This window comes from Vibrio sp. GJ43-1, from assembly GCF_055808835.1.
On record NZ_CM147885.1, the window covers coordinates 1,053,210 to 1,073,305 of the forward strand.

Annotated in this window: 17 protein-coding genes and 3 pseudogenes; 17 read left to right on the plus strand and 3 right to left on the minus strand. The window is 42.5% G+C overall.

The genetic code is table 11. From position 1 onward, the window contains the following. Window positions 1–11: 11 nt before the first annotated feature. Window positions 12–1,028 (minus strand): sugar ABC transporter substrate-binding protein, encoded by a 1,017-nt coding sequence (locus tag AC0L66_RS22070; RefSeq protein WP_473569403.1) that lies wholly within the window; start codon window positions 1,026–1,028, stop codon window positions 12–14. 683 nt (window positions 1,029–1,711) lie between these two features. Between AC0L66_RS22070 and AC0L66_RS22075 the strand changes: the two genes are divergently transcribed. The 3 genes and pseudogenes from AC0L66_RS22075 to AC0L66_RS22085 all read left to right on the plus strand — a co-directional run bounded on the left by AC0L66_RS22075 (window position 1,712) and on the right by AC0L66_RS22085 (window position 6,936). Then, window positions 1,712–3,688: a bifunctional 5-dehydro-2-deoxygluconokinase/5-dehydro-2-deoxyphosphogluconate aldolase gene (locus AC0L66_RS22075; RefSeq protein WP_473569405.1), complete on the plus strand. Its 1,977-nt coding sequence runs from the start codon at window positions 1,712–1,714 to the stop codon at window positions 3,686–3,688. An 11-nt stretch (window positions 3,689–3,699) separates the two neighbouring features. Beyond that, a pseudogene (locus tag AC0L66_RS22080) lies at window positions 3,700–5,221 on the plus strand (CoA-acylating methylmalonate-semialdehyde dehydrogenase). 340 nt (window positions 5,222–5,561) lie between these two features. After that, a pseudogene (locus AC0L66_RS22085) lies at window positions 5,562–6,936 on the plus strand (sodium-dependent transporter). A gap of 1,203 nt (window positions 6,937–8,139) precedes the next feature. Here the strand turns inward: AC0L66_RS22085 and AC0L66_RS22090 are convergent. After that, window positions 8,140–8,358 carry a hypothetical protein gene (locus AC0L66_RS22090; protein WP_473569406.1) on the minus strand — a complete coding sequence of 73 codons (219 nt, stop codon included), beginning with the start codon at window positions 8,356–8,358 and terminating at the stop codon, window positions 8,140–8,142. A 743-nt stretch (window positions 8,359–9,101) separates the two neighbouring features. Here AC0L66_RS22090 and AC0L66_RS22095 point away from each other — a divergent pair. The 14 genes and pseudogenes from AC0L66_RS22095 to AC0L66_RS22160 all read left to right on the plus strand — a co-directional run bounded on the left by AC0L66_RS22095 (window position 9,102) and on the right by AC0L66_RS22160 (window position 19,052). Beyond that, the gene (locus AC0L66_RS22095; protein ID WP_473569408.1) at window positions 9,102–9,524 is read left to right on the plus strand and encodes a GNAT family N-acetyltransferase; all 423 of its coding nucleotides are present in this window, start codon (window positions 9,102–9,104) and stop codon (window positions 9,522–9,524) included. A gap of 158 nt (window positions 9,525–9,682) precedes the next feature. Then, the gene (locus AC0L66_RS22100; protein WP_265677835.1) at window positions 9,683–10,099 is read left to right on the plus strand and encodes a GFA family protein; all 417 of its coding nucleotides are present in this window, start codon (window positions 9,683–9,685) and stop codon (window positions 10,097–10,099) included. A 138-nt stretch (window positions 10,100–10,237) separates the two neighbouring features. After that, window positions 10,238–11,566, plus strand: coding sequence for a KAP family P-loop NTPase fold protein (locus AC0L66_RS22105; RefSeq protein ID WP_473569410.1), 1,329 nt, complete (start codon window positions 10,238–10,240; stop codon window positions 11,564–11,566). Window positions 11,567–11,703: 137 nt separating this feature from the next. Beyond that, window positions 11,704–12,078: a VOC family protein gene (locus tag AC0L66_RS22110; RefSeq protein WP_473569412.1), complete on the plus strand. Its 375-nt coding sequence runs from the start codon at window positions 11,704–11,706 to the stop codon at window positions 12,076–12,078. Window positions 12,079–12,223: 145 nt separating this feature from the next. Next, window positions 12,224–12,823, plus strand: coding sequence for a KpsF/GutQ family sugar-phosphate isomerase (locus AC0L66_RS22115; RefSeq protein WP_428750215.1), 600 nt, complete (start codon window positions 12,224–12,226; stop codon window positions 12,821–12,823). A 143-nt stretch (window positions 12,824–12,966) separates the two neighbouring features. Continuing rightward, window positions 12,967–13,352: pseudogene (locus tag AC0L66_RS22120) on the plus strand (tautomerase family protein). Window positions 13,353–13,453: 101 nt separating this feature from the next. Next, window positions 13,454–14,080: a LysE family translocator gene (locus AC0L66_RS22125; RefSeq protein WP_473569414.1), complete on the plus strand. Its 627-nt coding sequence runs from the start codon at window positions 13,454–13,456 to the stop codon at window positions 14,078–14,080. 205 nt (window positions 14,081–14,285) lie between these two features. Further along, the gene (locus AC0L66_RS22130) at window positions 14,286–14,708 is read left to right on the plus strand and encodes a VOC family protein (RefSeq protein WP_265678131.1); all 423 of its coding nucleotides are present in this window, start codon (window positions 14,286–14,288) and stop codon (window positions 14,706–14,708) included. 162 nt (window positions 14,709–14,870) lie between these two features. Beyond that, window positions 14,871–15,245, plus strand: coding sequence for a VOC family protein (locus AC0L66_RS22135; protein WP_473569412.1), 375 nt, complete (start codon window positions 14,871–14,873; stop codon window positions 15,243–15,245). A 598-nt stretch (window positions 15,246–15,843) separates the two neighbouring features. Continuing rightward, the gene (locus tag AC0L66_RS22140; RefSeq protein ID WP_473569416.1) at window positions 15,844–16,404 is read left to right on the plus strand and encodes a hypothetical protein; all 561 of its coding nucleotides are present in this window, start codon (window positions 15,844–15,846) and stop codon (window positions 16,402–16,404) included. 135 nt (window positions 16,405–16,539) lie between these two features. Beyond that, window positions 16,540–16,926: a tautomerase family protein gene (locus tag AC0L66_RS22145; protein WP_112417450.1), complete on the plus strand. Its 387-nt coding sequence runs from the start codon at window positions 16,540–16,542 to the stop codon at window positions 16,924–16,926. Window positions 16,927–17,076: 150 nt separating this feature from the next. Then, entirely contained in the window at window positions 17,077–17,445 is a 369-nt protein-coding gene (locus tag AC0L66_RS22150) for a VOC family protein (protein WP_428750243.1), read from the plus strand. Between the two features lie 192 nt (window positions 17,446–17,637). After that, window positions 17,638–18,015 carry a hypothetical protein gene (locus tag AC0L66_RS22155; RefSeq protein WP_473569418.1) on the plus strand — a complete coding sequence of 126 codons (378 nt, stop codon included), beginning with the start codon at window positions 17,638–17,640 and terminating at the stop codon, window positions 18,013–18,015. Beyond that, window positions 18,012–19,052: an AAA family ATPase gene (locus AC0L66_RS22160; protein ID WP_473569420.1), complete on the plus strand. Its 1,041-nt coding sequence runs from the start codon at window positions 18,012–18,014 to the stop codon at window positions 19,050–19,052. Before AC0L66_RS22155 ends, AC0L66_RS22160 begins: the two co-directional genes overlap by 4 nt. A gap of 30 nt (window positions 19,053–19,082) precedes the next feature. Here the strand turns inward: AC0L66_RS22160 and AC0L66_RS22165 are convergent, their stop codons facing one another. Continuing rightward, on the minus strand, window positions 19,083–20,039 hold the full coding sequence (locus tag AC0L66_RS22165; RefSeq protein WP_473569422.1) for an IS110 family RNA-guided transposase: 957 nt from the start codon (window positions 20,037–20,039) through the stop codon (window positions 19,083–19,085). Between the last annotated feature and the right edge of the window lie 57 nt (window positions 20,040–20,096).

Consider the following 20,096-nt stretch of genomic DNA (forward strand, 5'->3'; position numbering starts at 1 on the left):
TAAAGGTGACGTTAACCTTGTTTAGCTTTGAACTCAGCAAGGTTGTCTTTGGTGACAAGCTCGGCAGGTATCCATGTGATTTTTTCACGCGGTTGTTTTTTGATGCCATTGAGTGCTGCGTCGATCGCGCCGCGAGCCTGACCACCGCCGTCTTGGAACACGGTGGCATCCAGTGCGCCGCTTTCAATCGCCATTAATCCATCTGGCGTTGCATCCACGCCAACCACAATGGTGTCATCAAGTTTGCCTGCGGCACGCAGTGCCTGAATAGCACCCAGCGCCATGTCGTCGTTATTGGCAATGATGACATCAAGTTTGTCGCCCGAATTGATCCAGTTTTCCATCACGACCATGGCTTGCGAGCGCTGCCATAACGCGGTTTGCTTACGAATGATGTTGAAGTCAGGTTTGTCTTGGAAATAATCTTCGACACCTTCAGTTCGAAGGATCGCGGCTTCAATGGTCATCATGCCCATCAAAATACCGATGTTGCCACCATCACTTTTATTGGCGACGTACTTCGCTTGTTCTTTACCAAATTGCAGCTCTTCAGAGCCGACGTAAGCCACTCCTTCTGGAAGGTAAGAAGGGCGTCGGTTGAGGTAAACCAATTCGATCCCTGCATCCAATATTTTGTCTGTCATCGGTTGCGTTGCATCGGTATTTACTGCAAGCACCAAAATAATGCCGTCGACTTGTTGGATGATGAAGTTTTGTACCTGACCGAGCTGCTTAACCGTATCTTCTTTAGCATCGACAAAGATGAGTTCAATATTGTCTTGCTTCTCTGCATAGGCGGTCATTGAGTCTTTCATATTGACTAAGAAAGTATCGTCAAAGTTAGGAATGGCGACGCCAATTGTCACAACATCGCTTTTGCTCTCTTCTCCGCCACACGCGACAAGGCTCATTAAACCAATAGCAACGAGGCCCGTTTTTACCACTCGTTTAGTGGTCTCTTGATAGCAAGCAATCTTATGCGAGAAGCGGGTTACACATTGAAAAAGAGTGTTCATTTTTGATGACATTGACTGTCTCCTTGTTGTTATCACTTTTACTGCCTATCACGGGACGTTTCACAATGTAATGTCGACGATTAATGAATAGGCATTATAAATTGGGTCTTTTTATTCCATTAAAGGGTGATATTTATTGTGTATTTTAAATGATAAATATTTTTCATTTGTTTCGCTGATAACTATATAGATAGAAAATTATTTTTGCCATTAGATAGTGAGCACAATTGTTATAATTGTTACATAGATCTTGTAGGTGTTAATTTTTGTGATATGTCGCAGTTTTATAACTTGATGATAAATAAAGGTAAAATATCAAGGTTGTTTCTGTTTTTATCTCTAAGTTATTGATTTAGATTGGCTAAAGAATTTGGGTTACAAAAATAATTCGATGAAAAAAGAGTTGGAAAATTTTTTCTATTTTTTCATTTTTTAGCGTAAGACTAAAGTCTAATGACAAGCCGGTAATGTAACCGTGATCACTCATTTGGATTAAATATTTCGTTTTCCTTTGATTTTAGAACATACATTTCATATAAAGAGTAAAACAGAATGATCGTTCTCTTCATTAACCTAATTTCATTTTGTTTGATTGATCATCTTTTCAGTTGGTAAAACAGCACACACTGTTGTTGCTATTGGAACCGCTAAAGCGCAGTGAGTGAAATGAACGCTTAGTCGTAGGGAATAGAAATATGAAGTTGGAAGATAAAACGCTGGATTTAATTTGTTTGGGTAGAGTCGCGGTTGATCTGTATGGGGAGCAAATAGGCTCGCCGTTAGAATCAATGAGTACATTTGCAAAATACTTAGGTGGTTCGTCTGGCAACGTTGCGTTTGGCACGGCTAGGCAAGGGCTAAAGTCTTCCATGCTCGCTCGAGTGGGTGATGAACATATGGGACGATTTGTACGCCAAGAATTGCAATCTGTCGGCGTTGATACAAGCCACCTAATTACTGATAAAGAGCGGTTAACGGCATTAGTGTTGCTGGGGATTAAGGACGAAGAGACGTTTCCGTTGGTGTTTTATCGAGATAACTGTGCAGATATGGCGATCAGTGTGGACGATATTTCTGAATCCTATATTGCCTCGGCAAGATGTTTAGCCATTACCGGGACACATTTATCCCACCCACGAACGCGTGATGCGGTACTGCTGGCCTTAAACTATGCGAAAAAACATGATGTTAAGACAGTGCTCGATATTGATTATCGTCCGGTATTATGGGGTTTAACTGCATTAGGCGACGGAGAAACGCGCTTTATTGGATCCGATGAAGTAACACAACAGTTGCAGCACGTGCTGGGTCTTTTCGATGTGATTGTTGGTACGGAAGAAGAGTTTCATATCGCGGGCGGATCAACGGACACGGTGGAGGCGCTGCGTACAGTACGGCGTGTGAGTCAGGCCGATCTTGTATGTAAACGAGGTGCATTAGGATGCTCTGTGTTTACAAACGAAATACCTGAGTGCCTTGATGACGGTATCACGATTGAAGGGGTGCGTGTTGATGTCCTTAACGTTTTAGGCGCAGGCGACGCGTTTATGTCCGGGCTGTTGCGTGGTTATCTCAATAATGAAGGTTGGGAGCACGCTTGTCGTTATGCCAACGCCTGTGGCGCTTTGGTGGTATCTCGACATGGTTGCGCGCCAGCGATGCCAACGAAAGAGGAGCTCGACAACTACTTACTCAGGGCATCAAGCGTACCGCGTCCTGATCAAGACCAGCATTTAAACCACTTACATCGTGTCACGACTCGAAAAAAACACTGGAACGATTTATGTGTTCTGGCTTTTGATCATCGCAGTCAATTTGAACAAATGGTTCTAGATACGGGGGCAGATCGGTCTCAAATCGCCCCGCTAAAAGCGTTGATCTACCGTGCGTCACAAGAGGTCTCTGCTGAGGAAGGGCTAGCCGAGCAGTCGGGTGTGCTTTGCGACAGCCGATTCGGTCAGTCGGTTCTGAATGCGGCGACAGGAACAGGGGTGTGGATAGGTCGGCCCATTGAACTTCCGGGCTCTCGACCGCTGCAACTTGAGCATGGGAATATTGGTTCACAACTCCTTTCATGGCCTGTGGATCATGTGGTGAAATGTCTTGTTTTTTGTCATCCAGATGACGAGCCGACGCTTCGTCACGCGCAGGAAAAGACGGTGAAGGACGTGTACCAAGCTTGTTGCCAGTCGGGGCATGAACTGCTTCTTGAAGTTATCTTACCGAAAGGCTGTGAATCAAATGATGAGTTTTATGTTGCGTTATTGCAGCAATTCTATGCAATCGATGTCAAACCCGATTGGTGGAAATTGCCACCATTGTCACCTTCTTCGTGGCGTTGCGTAGAACGAATCGTCCATGAAAATGATCCTTATTGTCGAGGAGTGTTGATTCTCGGTTTAGATGCGCCGATCGATGAGGTAAAAGCGGGTTTTAACGCAGCGGCAGATTGCTCGCTTGTTAAAGGCTTTGCAGTGGGGCGCACTCTCTTTGGTCTACCGTCTAGCTTATGGTTATCGAATGAGATAGGGGATGATGAGTTCGTCGCTCAAGTAAAAACCAACTACCAACGATTAATTACTGCATGGCGTGAGCGCCAATTGAACGAGCCGAATTCAAATTCAGTGCAGAGCCTTTTACAAACAGAATCCACTACATTGGTATCAAATTAAGGAACGCAGTTATGGAAACCGTATTTAACTTTATTAATGGTGCAGTTCATGATGCTGTTGGTGAACCGCAGTCTAACCGTATCTCTCCCATTTTTGACCCCGCGACAGGGCAGCAGACTAAGCAGGTTAGACTGAGCGATGAGGCGCAAACCCAACACGCGATTGCAGCCGCTCAACATGCTTATGCCGACTGGGCGAAAACCTCGCCACTAAAACGGGCCCGAGTATTATTTGCCTTTAAAGCGTTAGTGGAAGAGAACCTAGAACGCTTGGCTCGTTTGATTTCTAGTGAACATGGAAAGGTGTATTCGGATGCTATTGGAGAGCTAGCGCGTGGGCTTGAAGTGGTGGAGTTTGCATGTGGCATTCCGCATTTACAAAAAGGCGAACACTCTTCTAATGTGGGGACAGGGGTGGATAGCCACTCACTCATGCAACCTTTAGGGGTTTGCGTTGGTATTACCCCGTTTAATTTCCCAGCAATGGTTCCAATGTGGATGTTTCCGATTGCGTTGGCGACGGGTAACACGTTTGTATTAAAACCGTCAGAGAAGGACCCTTCTCTGGCAGTCGAGCTAGCGCTCTTGCTTAAGCAAGCGGGTTTACCTGACGGTGTATTCAACGTGGTTCAAGGGGATAAGGAAGCAGTGGATGTTCTGCTGACGGATGAACGTGTTCAAGCGGTGAGTTTTGTTGGCTCAACGCCCATAGCAGAATACATTTATGCAACGGCTTCTGCGCACGGCAAACGATGCCAAGCATTAGGCGGTGCCAAGAATCATTGCTTAGTGATGCCCGATGCGGATTTAGATATGGCCTCTAATGCCATTATGGGCGCGGCTTACGGCGCGGCGGGAGAACGGTGTATGGCGTTATCGGTGGTGGTCGCGGTGGGAGATGAAACCGCGGATCGCTTAATTGATAAATTACGAACCCAAATAGCAACGATGCAAGTGGGGCCGGGTATTGTTGAAGGTAAAGAAAATGACATGGGGCTAGGTGATTTCTGCGCCGCATAAACAAAAGATTTGTGACCTTGTCACAAATGGGGTTGAGCAAGGCGCGTCTTTGTTGGTTGATGGGAGAGATTTGACAATCTCAGGCTACGAGCAAGGTTATTTTGTGGGACCGACCTTGTTTGATCATGTCACGCCAGAGATGACCATTTACCAAGAAGAAATCTTTGGTCCGGTACTCGCCATCGTCCGTGTGCCCAATTACGCCACCGGACTGGAATTGATTAATCAGCATGAGTACGGTAACGGCACGGCGATTTTTACTCGCGACGGTGAAACCGCTCGTCAGTTTGAAGAAGAAGTGCTTGCCGGGATGGTTGGCGTGAATGTGCCACTGCCCGTACCCATGGCGTTTCACAGTTTTGGCGGATGGAAGCGCTCTATCTTTGGACCGCTAAATATGCACGGTGGCGACGGTGTTCGTTTTTATACACGCATGAAAACTGTGACAAGCCGATGGCCTGCCAGCGTGCGTTTGGAAGAGCACGCTAGTCGCTTCAATTTTCCTACGATGTAACGTTAAATTGGTCGTTATCAAGCAGTCGCTCCGGCGACTGCTTTTTTTTGAGCCGCAGTTGCCGTTTTCCGAGCGATGAAAATATCTTGGCATTGAATGAGTGCGTCCCTTTCGCACTTTTTGATGTTAATACCGTAATTCTACGGTTTCGTTTGCCACTCTCTCTTCCTACTATACGCAGCGCTTTTTCTAGTGACGCGTGATCACACAACGCGTCGCTTTCATTACTGCTCAGAAACACAATCAAATTCATCTATTTTTTAACATTACTTTCGGAGATGTTGTGGCAAGTCACCTTTCACAATCAAGAGATACATGGGGATCAAAGCTTGGCTTTGTTATGGCCGCCATGCTGGTTCCGCGGTCGGACTTGGGAATATTTGGAAATTCCCGTATACCGCTGGTGAAAGTGGGGGTGGGGCGTTTGTTCTTATCTACTTAGCTTTTGTTATTTTCATCGGATTTAGCGTGATGTTGACGGAATTTGCTATTGGTCGACATACCCAAAAGTCAGCCGTTGGTGCATTCAAAACAACGGATCGACGTTGGACATTTACTGGTGTCATTAGCGTGGTGAGTGGTTTGTTGATCATGGGCTTCTACCCTGTGGTAGGGGGTGGTCTATCGCTTACGTCTACAAAGTCGCAACGGGGCTGCTTAACACTCCTGAATTAATCAGTGACAGCTTTAGCGGTTTTATTTCAACACCACTAGAACCATTAATGTGGATGGGTGCTTATCTCATATTGAACGTTCTCATTGTCATGAAGGGTATTTCTGGTGGCATTGAAAAAGCTCAGTGAAATCTTAATGCCCATGCTGTTTATCATCTTGATTGTAGTGTCAGTAAAGGGATTATCTTTACCTGGATCAAGTGCGGGACTGGAGTTTTTATTTAGCCCAGACTTTTCAAAAGTAGACAGCAACGTTGTATTAGCGGCACTTGGTCAAGCGTTCTTCTCTTTGAGCTTAGCCACAGGCTGTATGGTGACGTACGGTAGTTATCTAAAGAAAAAAGAAAACCTAGTACAAACAACCGCGATGGTGGTAGCAATGGACAGTGGGGTTGCATTGTTGGCTGGTATTGCCATGTTCCCAGCGATGTTCGCATTTGGTATGGAGCCTGCGGCTGGTCCGGGGTTAGTCTTTGTTGTGGTACCGCAGCTGTTCGCAGAAATGGGCGGTGTAATAGGTTTGCTATTTGCGTTACTTTTCTTTGTAGGCCTTAGTGTGGCAGCGCTGACTTCTTCAGTATCATTATTAGAAGTGGCGGTTTCATACTTGATTGACGAAAAAAACATGACACGCGCAAAGGCAGTGCTTGTCTCTAGTATAACAATGATTAGTATGTGTACGTTGTCATCATTATCGCTAGGTGGCATTGGTCCCACACTGTTCGATACTGGTGTTTTTGATATTTTTGACTTACTTACCGACAAGATTTTCTTAGCGGTATGCGGCATGTTTATTTGTATCTTTGCTTAGGTTGGAGATTGGATAAAAAAGATTTAGAAAATGAAATCACCAATAATGGTGAAGTGTCATTTCCTCTGTTTCATGTTTGGTACGGTTTGGTGAAATACGTTATTCCTTTCGCCATCGCGATAGTCGCCTTTATGGGTGTGAAAGCAGGCTTTGAAAGCGGGAAAGGCGAAATAATGCTACTTGGTATCGCATTCATCGCATTCACAGTTGTGGTTTCTAAACGATTTTAATCGGCATATTCAACATAAAAACTAGGCTCTGGAATAGAGCCTAGTTTTTGATATCTTGTTATCACTCACTGACTTCAGTCCTATCCCTCCACTATCAATCCTTTTTTGCCGACTAGACGGCAGGTTCGTCAACCCTCATCACTGTGCGCAATACTGTTTTTATACACAGTTCTTTTGATTTGGATACAAAAGCCGAACTTATACGGAAAAACTCAAGCTTTTGTGATGAGCAACAAGTTTAGTAATCACTAGCTGGCTGATTTTAAAGCAGTAATGCTCTAACATAGAATAATTCTATGATAATAGAAGGCGGTAGCGTGCGAGAAAGTACGGAATAAGTCCGTCTATAAAGCGTTAGTTGCACTTAGAAATTTAGTGGTCAAATCATTGTCCCTTTAGCTATTCAGCGACAAGCCCCACTGCTTAACTTTCTTTCCGGTGGCAGCACCAATTAGTCGTTCGCTTTAGCCATCGAGGTTTCGCGGCACTGCTTTTTGTGTCCGTCCGGGAGCAACGAAAGTAACATCTTCCTCAACCCGTTTTTCAGTGACTTCGGTGGGGTCTTTTTCGCGCCAACTCGCATTTATCGAAATATGTCAGTTCTGTCAGCTATCAAGCACGGCGTGGTGGTAGTAATTTAGTTTGCGGCAAGCAATGAGCACCTTGGTGCAAATAAGAGAATAGGGCGTAGGCAACTAACAAACTACTCAAGTGGACGCCATAAGCTTGGCGGTTTTGGTTTGAAGTTAAGTGCGCTTGGTAAGTTAATCGTTAGCGCCACTTAGCAGGGCGTTAGTTGCACTTAGAAATTTAGTGGTCAAATCATTGTCCTTTTAGCTATGCAGCGACAAGCCCCACTGCTTTACTTTCTTTCCGGCGGCAGCGCGAAAGAGTCATTCGCTTTAACAATCGAGGTTTCGCGGAGCTGCTTTTTGTGTCCGTCCGTGAATAACGGGAGTGACATCTTCCTCAGCCTGTTTTTCGGTGACTTCGGTGGTGTCTTTTTCACGCCAACTCGCATTATTCGAAAGATGTCAGTTCTGTCAGCTATCAAGTATGGCTTGGTGATAGTAATTTAGTTTGCGGCAAGTAATTAGCATCTTGGTGCAAATAAGAGAATAGGGGCGTAGGCAACTAACAAACTACTCAAGTGGACGCCATAAGCTTGGCGGTTTTGGTTTAAAGTTAAGTGCGCTTGGCAAGTTAATCGTTAGCGCCACTTAGCAGGGCGTTAGAAAGGTTGCTGGAACATAAAGCAAATGGTAGTAATTGGTTCGTCGTTCGCTGATGCGGAGAGCACAATCTAAGCATCAAATTCGTGTTGGTCATCGCAGTTTCTTTGGTGTTGTCGCCATTTAGTTTTGGCGCAAGGGTAATATGCCATTGTATTTGGTCACATCCAACTCGTTGTTCTAGTGGCAATTACCTTCACCGAGAGTTATACGGGTAGCTTGTTCTAGCAAACCTCAAGTGTAAACAATGTTGAAAGTATGCTCTAGTTAAGAGCAACGTGCAGCAACCCAGTTGCTTTGAGTTTAACGGCAGTAGTTGCTTTGTCAGTGTTGTAAGACGTTCGTTCACGGCGAGTGAGTTTCTAACAAGTTACTCAAACGGACGCCATACGCTTGGCGGTTTTGGTTTGGAGTTGCGTGCGCTTGGTTAGTTAGTCGCAAGCGCCGCTTAGTAAGGCGTTAGTTGCACTCAGAAATTTAGTGGTCAAATCATTGTCTCTTTAGCTATGCAGCGACAAGCCCCACGGCTTAACTTTCTTTCCGGTGGCAGCGCGAAAGAGTCATTCGCTTTAGCCCTCGAGGTTTCGCGGCACTGCTTTTTTTGTCCGTCCGTGGGCAACGAAAGTCACATCTTCCTCAACCCGTTTTTCAGTGACTTCGGTGGTGTCTTTTTCGCGCCAACTCGCATTAATCGAAATATGTCAGTTCTGTCAGCTATCAAGCACGGCGTGGTGGTAGTAATTTAGTTTGCGGCAAGCAATGAGCACCTTGGTGCAAATAAGAGAATAGGGCGTAGGCAACTAACAAACTACTCAAGTGGACGCCATAAGCTTGGCGGTTTTGGTTTGAAGTTAAGTGCGCTTGGTAAGTTAATCGTTAGCGCCACTTAGCAGGGCGTTATGAGCACACGCAAGAAAGGAAGTCTGCGGGAAAATGAAGTACTCAGAAAGGGAAGCATGTAGTAATGACTTCGAGTTTTTGTTCGAGTTAAAGAAAGCGGCAGAATACGAGGCGGTGTCACGTGTTTTTGGTTGGGACGAATCATTTCAGCGTCACTTACACGAAATTGAATGGTCTCAGGCTAAACCTACAATAATGGAACTCAATGGTAAGAGAATCGGCAGCTACTTATTGCAATCACAAGACGGTGGCTACTACTTCGGTCGTTTCTTTTTGCTTCCAGACTATCAAGGTAAGGGTATTGGAAGTGCTGTTATCAAAGACTGTATTAGCAAAGCCAAGTCGCAACCCATAACTCTGTGTTACCTTGTGGGTAATCAAGTCCACAGCCTATATGAACGATATGGCTTCAGGGTTACACATCAAGATGAGCACTTTGTATACATGTGCAACTAGTGCTCATAACAAACGGTTCAAGTGGATTCGTAACGCTCGGCACTTTTAGCGTCAATATTGGCTTGTGTGATTACGGTGTTTAATTTTAGTTCGGTGGTGCGTCACTCACCACTTAACCGGGCGTTAGCTGCTATAGCCAACTCAGGAGGAGTAAGCATATGGAATATCCATTGGAAGGATCGTGCCAATGTGGTGAGGTTCACTATAAATTGTATGATGCACCACTAGCGGTTTTTGCATGTCACTGTACAGAGTGCCAAAAACTATCAACGAGCCCGTTTAGTGTAACAGCAGTGATAGATTCTTCGAAAATTGAGTTCGAAGGAAAGCTCAGCAGCTGGGAAAGAATCGCAGAAAGTGGAAATAGAAACCAAGCCCGTTTCTGCTCTAGCTGTGGAAACAGAGTTTATCACTTTAACCCTGACGAACTGTCAACAGTAAAGTTAAAACTCAAACCTATTAACCTCAAAGATGAAAGTATCTTTGAGCCAAAGGCGCACGTGTGGGTCAGCGAAAAGTTAGGCTGGTATGAGCTCCCAGAGGGCGTCAAGGTCTTTCCCAAGCAACCAAAATAGCAGCTAACAAACGCTTCAAGCCGACAACCAACGCGTGGCATTTTTGGTTTAAGCAAGTTTAGTGATTAAGGTGCTTTGCTTTGGCTCCGCATTGCGTTGGTTGCAGCTTAAGCGGGCGTTATGTGATAGGAGAAAATTTTGAGACTTACGATTCCTGATTTAAATTTAACAATGGACGAAGGTTTTTCGCCTGAAGTTGATATCTTCTCACGTAAAGAATTTGGTGAGAGGTTGTCAAATCTAATTATTAATTCCAATGAAAATTTGGTCTTAGCATTAGATTCTCAATGGGGTGAAGGAAAAAGTACATTTATTAAAATGTGGTGTGGGGAGAACCAAAACCAGAGCGAAAATTCATTTGAAGCTATTTATTTTGATGCATTTGAAAACGATTATCAAAAGGACCCGTTTTTAGCTCTAGCTTCTGAGATTTACGAGTTACTAGAAGATAGTACTGAAATAAAAAGAACAGAGTTTAAAGAAAAAGCTACTAAAGTTTTCAAAGCTTTCAGCCGTGGTTTAATTAAAACTGGTATCAAAGTTGGTACAGCAGGGTTAATTGACGGCTCCGATATTGATAAGGTAGAAAAGGAATTATCAACGCTACTAGCAGATCAAGTTGATTCAGTTATCGCTTCTAAATTTGAGAGTTCAAAAGCTGATAAGCTAGCATTATCTAATTTTAAAAGTTTCATCTCTGATATTGCCATAAATCATACTAAAGGTAACCGAATCGTTTTCGTTATCGATGAACTAGATCGCTGTAGACCCGATTTTGCTTTAGAGCTATTAGAAAAAATCAAGCATTTGTTTTCAGTGCCGGGCATAACTTTTTTACTTGTAATGAACCGCTCACAACTTGAAGAATCCGTTAAATCACGATATGGCATTGGCATAGATTCTTCAACATATTTACAGAAATTCATAAACGTGTGGTTGGCGCTTCCAAGAGTAGACTCCCAAAATTACAATGATTTTGGTGAGATTTTTGCTCAAGATTGTCTCAATAAAATGGCTGCAAATGAACCAATTCTTAATAAGGAAGCATTTGGAACATTGTCTGAGTTGATAAAGTATAATCAGCCATCATTCAGAGATATTGAGAGAATGCTTACATACTTCGCTATCATTGAAAATGTCAGGAATGATCAGATGGTGAAATATTATCAATCAATGATGGCATTGGTATGCTACTTAAAGGTTGCATCACCTCGTTTACTTGATTCGATCATAAAGCGAAATGTAACACACACCGACGTATTGAAGTCCCTAAGATTGGAAAACCCCGAGTTGTTAGATTGTTATGCACTTGAGTATTTAGCTGTAGAGATTGAGTTTGACTTAGCGTCAGAAGAAAGACGTACACAAATGTTTGAACAAAATTTACTTGATCGTTTTGAGATGCGCCGTATATCTCCAAATGTTATTGGTTATTTTTGTGGTCTATTAAACAATATGCACCCGTGACAGCTATCACATAACAAAGCAATCAAGGTGATGCGTTACACTCGGCGGTTTTGGTATGGAGTTCAGTGTGCTCTGTTGGTTCAGTGGGGCACACCTTATTGCAGGCGTTAGGCGCAAACGTACAACAAGGAAAGTGTATGAATTTAAATCAAGTAACCTTGGCGGTTCATGATATGGAATTGGCGGTCAAGTTTTATACAAAGCTTGGCTTGAATCAAATTGTTGGTGACGAGTATTATGCTCGGTTTTCCTTTCCTGATGGTGATGCAACTTTCTCAGTCTATCTAGACATGGAAAAACAAGGCTTAGATTGTCGCGGTGTAGTTTACTTCGAGCATGAAAAACTGGATGAACTCGTTATGCATCTTAAGTCTGAAGGTATCGAATTCACTCATGAGCCAACAATGCAAAGTTATCTTTGGAAAGAAGCTGCATTAACTGACCCGTCCGGCAATAAAATCAAACTGTATTGGGCTGGCGAAAATCGGTTAAACCCACCGTGGAAGCTTTAGGCCAGGGCCTAACAAGTGCTTCAAGCAGATTCGTAACGCTTGGTACTTTTAGCGTTAATTTAGGCTTGAGTGATTACGGCGTAAAACTTAGCTTGAGTGGTACGTTACTCACCACTTAAGCAGGCGTTATGCAAAAGGAGATTTAATGAAAATCATAGATCGCGTTAAATTTGTTTTGAGTGAAGAAGCAAAAGCTATCCAATCTGTACATGTTAATGACTCCTTCGAAGAAGTAGTAAAACTAGTCGCAGACTGCTCTAGTAAGGTAGTTACAACAGGTATAGGAAAGGCTGGTCATATTGCTCACAAGTTTTCAGTCACGTTAAGTTCTACTGGTTCTCCTTCGGTGTTTCTTCATCCTGCTGAAGCTGCACATGGAGATTTGGGGATTATTAGTCCCAACGATATATTAATAGCGTTTTCTACTAGTGGTAAATCACGAGAAGTTATTGAAATATTGGAGCTAGCTAGGCATTTGGGTGTAACGCATATAGTTGGTGTAACCTCTCACCCAGACTCAGAGTTGAGAAAGCATTGTGAATATGTGTTGGACATGGGAGTTCATAAGGAAGCTTGTCCATTGGATCTCACTCCGACCACTACAATCGCTGTAATGTTAGCAATGAGTGATGCAATAGCGATCGCTGCAATGGAAGTGAACGGGTTCACAAAAGAAGAATATGGATTAAGGCATCACGGTGGTTACTTGGGAAGAAAGGCACGTACGGACAATCAACCAAATTAGCATAACAAGCGCTTCAAGTTGATTCGTAACGCTTGGCGGTTTTGGTGTTAATTTTGGTTTGGGTGATTACGGTTTAAAATTTGGCTTAAGTGGTGCGTAACTCACAACTTAAGCGGGCGTTATGCGTATTAAAAGGAGTGCCTATGATCGTAATATTTGGAATAAAAGAGCGTTTAGACCCAATAAAAGCAAAATTATCAGATGTAATTCATCTGTGTATGCGTACAGAGTTAGGAATGCCTGAGGACAAAAGAGCACACCGTTTTATACCGATGAACAAAGAGGATTTCTATTATCCAGGGGGAGGAGTGATGCTTATACTGTACTTGAAATTAATATGATGTCGGGGCGTACAGAAGAAACGAAGAAGTCTCTCATCAAAGCGTTATTTATTGCAATTGAAAATGAGATGGGCATTACTCCAGTAGATATTGAAATTGTCATTAAAGAGCAGCCTGCTCATTGCTGGGGTTTCAGGGGTATGACTGGTGATGAAGTGAGAGATCTTACATATAAGGTCAATATCTAATATGTAGAGCGGATTGTACGCTGCATGATGTTTAGTAGCGTTGTTTTCTCGCCTAAAGTAGTAATAATTATTAATCGTAAACTTTCATACAAGGATCGTAAATGTTTCCGTTAGAAGTATTTGTAACTTACACGCTAGCTTGTTTGTTACTAGTGATATCACCTGGCCCTGATAATTTATTAGCGATTGGGCGCGGTTTAAGCCAAGGCAAATTAGCAGCAATAGTGTCTGGTTCATCATCTGGTGTAGGTATTCTTTTTCATGTAATGACTGCAACTTTTGGGCTGACTTTATTGATACAGACATCATCAATTGCGTTCTATGCTGTAAAGCTTGTTGGTGTAGCATATCTAATGTGGCTTGGTATAAAAGTTCTGAAATCAAAGAATTTATTCACATTAGAACCCGCGAAGAAACAATCGCTAAGTACTGTTTTTGGGACGGGCTTTTTGTCCGCGGCATTAAACCCAAAACCAGGTATGTTTGTTTTAGCGTTTGTTCCTCAGTTTGTTAATCCAAGTTTGGGGTCGGTGACAACTCAGATGATTGGCTATGGTACATGGTTCGCTTTACTGACAGCGATAGGCTTTAGTTTGATGGGTGTGTTTTCTTCCCAGTTATCAAATTGGTTTAGGAACAAACCACGATTAGTGGCAGGTCTTAATATTGGTGCAGGTCTTACATTTGTATCATCAGGTCTAGCTGTGGCATTTATGCGGCAGCGTTAATTTGATCCGCATAACAATGCAATCAAGGTGATGCGTTACACTTGGCGGTTTTGGTATGGAGTTTGGTGCGTTTTGCTGATCCAGCGGGGCACACCTTATTGCAGGCGTTATGCGATTGAACAAATCTCAGCTTGACCTCTAGTTAAGTTCAGAGATTAAGATGCTTCGATTGATACTCATGTCATTGATAAAAGGATAATTTAATATGACCAAAATAGAGCATTTAAATATTACAGTTCCAGATATTGACGAAGCATTCGCGTTTCTCTCTATAGTTGCACCGGACTTTCAAGTGAGAAAAGATGTAAAATCTCCGGATAGACATCGTTGGGCTCATGTTGGCAACGAGCAAAGTTATTTTGCGCTTCAAGAACCCCACCTAGACTCAATAACTCCAAACAGCGTTCAAAAGACGTATAAAAATTGTGGCGTAAATCATATTGGTTTAGTCGTGGAAAACCTCGAAAGCATAGAGGCTAACCTTATCGAACAGGGCTATTGTCGAGGTATTTTTGCTCCTGAAGAAACATATCGAAAGCGCGCTTACTTTTTCGATAAAGCTGGTTTTGAATGGGAGTTAACCGAATTTTTGTCCGCAATACCCGATGAAATGTACTTATATGAGTGAGTGGCAAAAATCGCATAACAAACGCTTCAAGTTGATTCGTAACGCTCGGCACTTTTGGCGTCAATTTGGGCTTATGTGATTACGGAGTCCAAGTTAAGTTCAGTGGAGCGTCACTCACAACTTAAGCGGGCGTTAGGCGCAAACGTACAACAAGGAAAGTGTATGAATTTAAATCAAGTAACCTTGGCGGTTCATGATATGGAATTGGCGGTCAAGTTTTATACAAAGCTTGGCTTGAATCAAATTGTTGGTGACGAGTATTATGCTCGGTTTTCCTTTCCTGATGGTGATGCAACTTTCTCAGTCTATCTAGACATGGAAAAACAAGGCTTAGATTGTCGCGGTGTAGTTTACTTCGAGCATGAAAAACTGGATGAACTCGTTATGCATCTTAAGTCTGAAGGTATCGAATTCACTCATGAGCCAACAATGCAAAGTTATCTTTGGAAAGAAGCTGCATTAACTGACCCGTCCGGCAATAAAATCAAACTGTATTGGGCTGGCGAAAATCGGTTAAACCCACCGTGGAAGCTTTAGGCCAGGGCCTAACAAGTGCTTCAAGCAGATTCGTAACGCTTGGTACTTTTAGCGTTAATTTAGGCTTGAGTGATTACGGCGTAAAACTTAGCTTGAGTGGTACGTTACTCACCACTTAAGCAGGCGTTAGTTGCACTTAGAAATTTAGTGGTCAAATCATTGTCCCTTTAGCTATGCAGTGACAAGCCCCACTGCTTAACTTTCTTTCCGGTGGCAGCGTGAAAGCGTCATTCGCATTCGCCCTCGAGGTTTCGCGGAACTGCTTTTTTTGTCCGTCCGTGAGCAACGAAAGTAACATCTTCCTCAACCCGTTTTTCAGTGACTTAGGTGGTTTCTTTTTCGCGCCAACTCACGTTAATCGAAAGATGTCAGTTCTGTCAGCTATCAAATACGGCGTGGTGATAGTAATTTGGTTTACAGCAAGCAGTTAGCACCTTGGTGCAAATAAGAGAATAGGGGTGTAGGCAACTAACAAACTACTCAAGTGGACGCCATAAGCTTGGCGGTTTTGGTTTGAAGTTAAGTGTGCTTGGTAAGTTAATCGTTAGCGCCACTTAGCAGGGCGTTATATGCTAGTCGTTTAAATTTAGAGAGTGATATGTTTAAAAATATTAGAGAGAAACATGAACATCATGTTATGAGTCTTGAGTTGGCTCTAGGTGAATCTGAGCTATTAGGCTTGTCTCCGTCAATTCCTGATTATAGAGCACTTACTCGTCAAGACATGGAAGCGTTGTTTCAAATCATTGATAGCGTACAACCTAAGTTAAATTACGACCATATGGGAGGGGCTTGTTTGTATGTGCATTCACATCTAAAAGAAGCATTTGCCCAACAAGGGTATAAATCGGAATTGGTTTTTGGCGATGTACTTGTTAATGGTCAGCCACACATGGGATGCGATTTAGGTACGCTGAAAGATCAGTTGAATACTGGTGTTTCAGATGCATCGCAGAAAGTTCACTGTTGGTTGTTACTAGAAAGTGGGCAATTTTTTGATGCGTCATTGTTTAGAGATATTACTAATGGTTTGTATGCGGCAGAGCTTTATGGCTATGGAAATACTGGGCTAGATGGATTTCATTTTGAGTACAGACCAATGCTCTTAGGAGCAGCATTCATTTCAAAAACCAACCCTAACCCGCAAGTGCGCATATAACAAACTGTTCAAGAGTGATTCGCAACGCGTGGGATTTTTACTATGCGTTGTGTTTAGTGTTTAAGGTGGTATGCGGTTGCTTAGGTATTGCGTTGCTCACCCCTTAACAGGGCGTTATACGTTTAAGGAGAAACGATGATAATCATCTACGGAATTAGAGATAGACTAAATCCAATTAAGGCAAAGTTATCTGATGTTATTCAGTCTTGTATGACTGATATATTGACGCTTCCAGCTAGTAAGCGTGCTCATCGAATTGTTCCGCTCGATAAAGAAGACTTCTATTTTCCTGCCGATAGAAGTGACTCATATACAGTAATCGAGATTAACATGATGGAAGGTAGGAAACCGGATACTAAGAAAGCATTAATTAAAGAACTTTTCAATCGAATTGAAACTGAGCTAGGTATTTCGCCAGTGGACATTGAAATCACAATCAAAGAGCAACCAGCACATTGTTGGGGTTTTCGTGGCATGACAGGGGATGAGGCGCAGGATCTCAAATATCGGGTCAACGTATAACAAATTGCTCAAGTCGACAGCTAACGCTCGGCGATTTTGGTTTGGTTGAGTTCAGTGATTACGTGGCTTTGCTCGGGTGTTGTGTTCGTTAGCTGCAACTTAGCAAGGCGTTATATGCCTCTTGAGTTTTGATGAATAAAAGGAATTTCAATGATTTTAAATCATGTCTCCGTTGGAGTTAAAAATATCGAATCAGCAGTGAATTTCTACGACGCTGTGTTTGAAACTCTATCTATTAATCGAACGCACCTAATTGAAGGTGTCGCGGCAGCTTACGGCACTAACTTCGAGTTTTGGGTTGGTCTACCGTCGGAAGGTTATGCGTCAAATGGTAATGGAACTCACATAGCCTTTAATGCTTGCAATCAAGAGGCAGTTGATAACTTTTACGCAATAGCTGTTAAGTTAGGTGCAATATGCGAGGGGAAGCCAGGTTTACGCCCAGAGTATGGAGAAAGCTACTACGCTGCTTTTGTCCGAGACCTTGATGGTAACAAGATAGAAGCGGTTTCAATGTAGTAAGTCGTAAGGCATATAACAAATGCTTCAAGTGGATTCGTAACGCTTGGCAATTTTGGTGTAACTGTCGACTTATGTGTTTACGGTGGTCAATTTAAGTTTGGTGGTGCGTCACTCACCACTTAAGCAGGCGTTATATCTCAAGTTGCATACTTACAATTCCATGATAAAATTGATTTTTTTCTATGACAGGTGCCTAAATTGAATATTGAAGTGCCGGATGAACTGATTCAAAAGGGGATAAGTTACCTCTTAGAAAGTCCAGTTCTGTTCGGTTTAACAGTGGTATGTGGCGTGAGCGGGCATCTCATATTTTTTATGATATTTACCTATTTTAGTGACCAAAATGCCACAAAAACTTATCTAAATACCATGTTGGGTAAAATCTCGCTTGGTGCTCTCCTCTATGCAGTGGTCGCACTACCGATCTATATAGTTGAATACGGCTCAATGAGCATTGAGTACAGCAAACTCATGGCGATTGTTCCATCAGCAATTATCATTGGTCTTTTTCTTCAAGCTGGTTTTTTTGGTGTCTTTATATATAGAAAAGGGAGTGCTAGCGCATGAGTAGTGCAAAAGTCATTAACGTAGTTAGTGGTAAAGGTGGTACAGGAAAAACGCTCCTTACAGCAGTGTTGGCTGATATCCTTGGGAATGAAGGTTACTCTGTCTTAGTTGTTGATCTTGATGTTTTTGTTCGAGGTTTAACGTCACTGTTATATTTTCATAGAAAAGAGACAATTCAGTTAACTCAAGAAGACAAAATGTCGGTAGCTGAATATTTCATTGATAAAGGTGATGTAGAGGTTTCTGGGAAAACCAAATTTTCGAATGAACGTTATCGTTCTTTTGATGTTATTCCATCAGTTACCAGAGTAGATGAAGTCCTTAACTTTAAAGATATCATGCCGGATGACAAGCAAGAAGCTAGAGAAATTATATCGTCAATGCTAAAGCGTCTTGATAAAGGATATGACTTTATTATATTCGATAGCCGTGCTGGCTATGATGAATTGATCTCTGCTACACACTTTTTATCTGATATTACGTTGTGTATTGAAGAAGAGGATGATATTTCAAAAATAACATCCGATAACTTGGTTAAGCAATTGGAGCAGGATGCTAATGTTCCTATCTTCAGGCTGACAAATAAAGCTCGTGGAATAAGGTCTGAAAATGACTTGTCATCTCGAGGAATTGACTATTTGGGTAAAGTTCCATTCGATATGGATGTGATGGAAAGCTTCGGCACAGCTTACTTTTGGGATGATATAAGCCGAACATTATACAAGTCAGCCTTAGCTCGCGCATGGAATAACTTGTCGTCTAAACTTAAGCTTAATAAACCGGTGACTGAAAATAGAATTAACCTTATTGGTAGTGAGAGGTTGGAAGAGCGACTTCAATTTATTAGCTTGAAAGATAGGGTGATATTCGTATATAGCTTAATGATTACCATAATTGGCTTATCCTACGGCATATTTGGTGCAAAAGGGTTATCTATATTTTGGGATGAATTTGGTACTAGTCAGAGTCTCGCATTAGTTATTGGTATATCGGGTGTATTTTCTTCTATGTACCTTTTACTCAAACGAAAACGATAGAGATATAACAAACGAGTATGGCGTCAATAACTAAATTTTGGCGCTGTTTTCATCCCACATCGTTCCATCTCTCAGCATTGAATTTAGAGTTACAACCATCTTCCTAACACAAGCAATGATAGCGACTTTCTTGGGCTTTCCTGCATCCAATAAACGTTTATATGTTGCTTTAAAAACAGGGTTACATTGCATAGCGGACATCATTGCCATGTACAATACAGTGCGTACTTGAGCACGACCACCTTGAATAACTCTTTTGCCTCTATGGCGGCCACTTTCCTTGGTGATTGGTGCGACACCGACTAGAGCAGCAGCTTGTTTATTCGTGATATAACCAAGCTCTGGAACGTTACTAATAATAGAGGCTGCTGCGATATTTCCTATTCCTGGAACACTTTGAAGTAGGGTGTTCTTGGCGTGATATTCAGGGCAAGTATCGATTAATTTAATGAGTTTCTTTTCTATCTTATCAATCTGGTTCTTCATTGCAGTTAAGATAGGTTTGATGGTGGAATGCATCTCTTTAGGTAGGATTTGGATACGATTTTTTTCCATCGTTTGCATTGAGAGAAGTTGGTTTCTTCTGATGACTAAGTCACTCATAAGCCGGATGTTTTCGGCTTTTAGCTCGGTTAGTTTTGGTTGTATAGCTTCGGCATAATGAGCGATTAGCTCTGAGTCTAGTCTGTCATTTTTAGCGCGCCTGCCAATCGCACCAGCAAAGCGTTTTATGTGTAAAGGATTAGCTATAACGAAAGGAAGATTCGCCTCAGAGCATGCCATGATAAATGGCATTTCAAGGCGACCTGTTGCTTCAACAACGATGCGTTTTGGCTGGTGCTTCGCAATAGTTTTAATTGCCTGTTTTATTCCTTTATCATTGTTTTCGACAGTAAAAAATAGGTCTAATGGGCGGATGTGAATGTCTAATTGTGACTTACCAACATCAACGCCGATATTTATGTTTTGAAGTGCAGTAGGATTCATAATAAGCTAACTCATGCTTGCGTAATACGGGCTCAAGTCCCAGTCGAGTATTCGAGG

Bases quoted from the DNA above. Each gene is read 5' to 3' on its own strand.
- AC0L66_RS22070 (WP_473569403.1), bottom strand. From the start codon at position 1,028: ATGTCATCAAAAATGAACACTCTTTTTCAATGTGTAACCCGCTTCTCG.
- AC0L66_RS22075 (WP_473569405.1), top strand. From the start codon at position 1,712: ATGAAGTTGGAAGATAAAACGCTGGATTTAATTTGTTTGGGTAGAGTC.
- AC0L66_RS22095 (WP_473569408.1), top strand. From the start codon at position 9,102: ATGAAGTACTCAGAAAGGGAAGCATGTAGTAATGACTTCGAGTTTTTG.
- AC0L66_RS22100 (WP_265677835.1), top strand. From the start codon at position 9,683: ATGGAATATCCATTGGAAGGATCGTGCCAATGTGGTGAGGTTCACTAT.
- AC0L66_RS22110 (WP_473569412.1), top strand. From the start codon at position 11,704: ATGAATTTAAATCAAGTAACCTTGGCGGTTCATGATATGGAATTGGCG.
- AC0L66_RS22115 (WP_428750215.1), top strand. From the start codon at position 12,224: ATGAAAATCATAGATCGCGTTAAATTTGTTTTGAGTGAAGAAGCAAAA.
- AC0L66_RS22125 (WP_473569414.1), top strand. From the start codon at position 13,454: ATGTTTCCGTTAGAAGTATTTGTAACTTACACGCTAGCTTGTTTGTTA.
- AC0L66_RS22130 (WP_265678131.1), top strand. From the start codon at position 14,286: ATGACCAAAATAGAGCATTTAAATATTACAGTTCCAGATATTGACGAA.
- AC0L66_RS22135 (WP_473569412.1), top strand. From the start codon at position 14,871: ATGAATTTAAATCAAGTAACCTTGGCGGTTCATGATATGGAATTGGCG.
- AC0L66_RS22140 (WP_473569416.1), top strand. From the start codon at position 15,844: ATGTTTAAAAATATTAGAGAGAAACATGAACATCATGTTATGAGTCTT.
- AC0L66_RS22145 (WP_112417450.1), top strand. From the start codon at position 16,540: ATGATAATCATCTACGGAATTAGAGATAGACTAAATCCAATTAAGGCA.
- AC0L66_RS22150 (WP_428750243.1), top strand. From the start codon at position 17,077: ATGATTTTAAATCATGTCTCCGTTGGAGTTAAAAATATCGAATCAGCA.
- AC0L66_RS22160 (WP_473569420.1), top strand. From the start codon at position 18,012: ATGAGTAGTGCAAAAGTCATTAACGTAGTTAGTGGTAAAGGTGGTACA.
- AC0L66_RS22165 (WP_473569422.1), bottom strand. From the start codon at position 20,039: ATGAATCCTACTGCACTTCAAAACATAAATATCGGCGTTGATGTTGGT.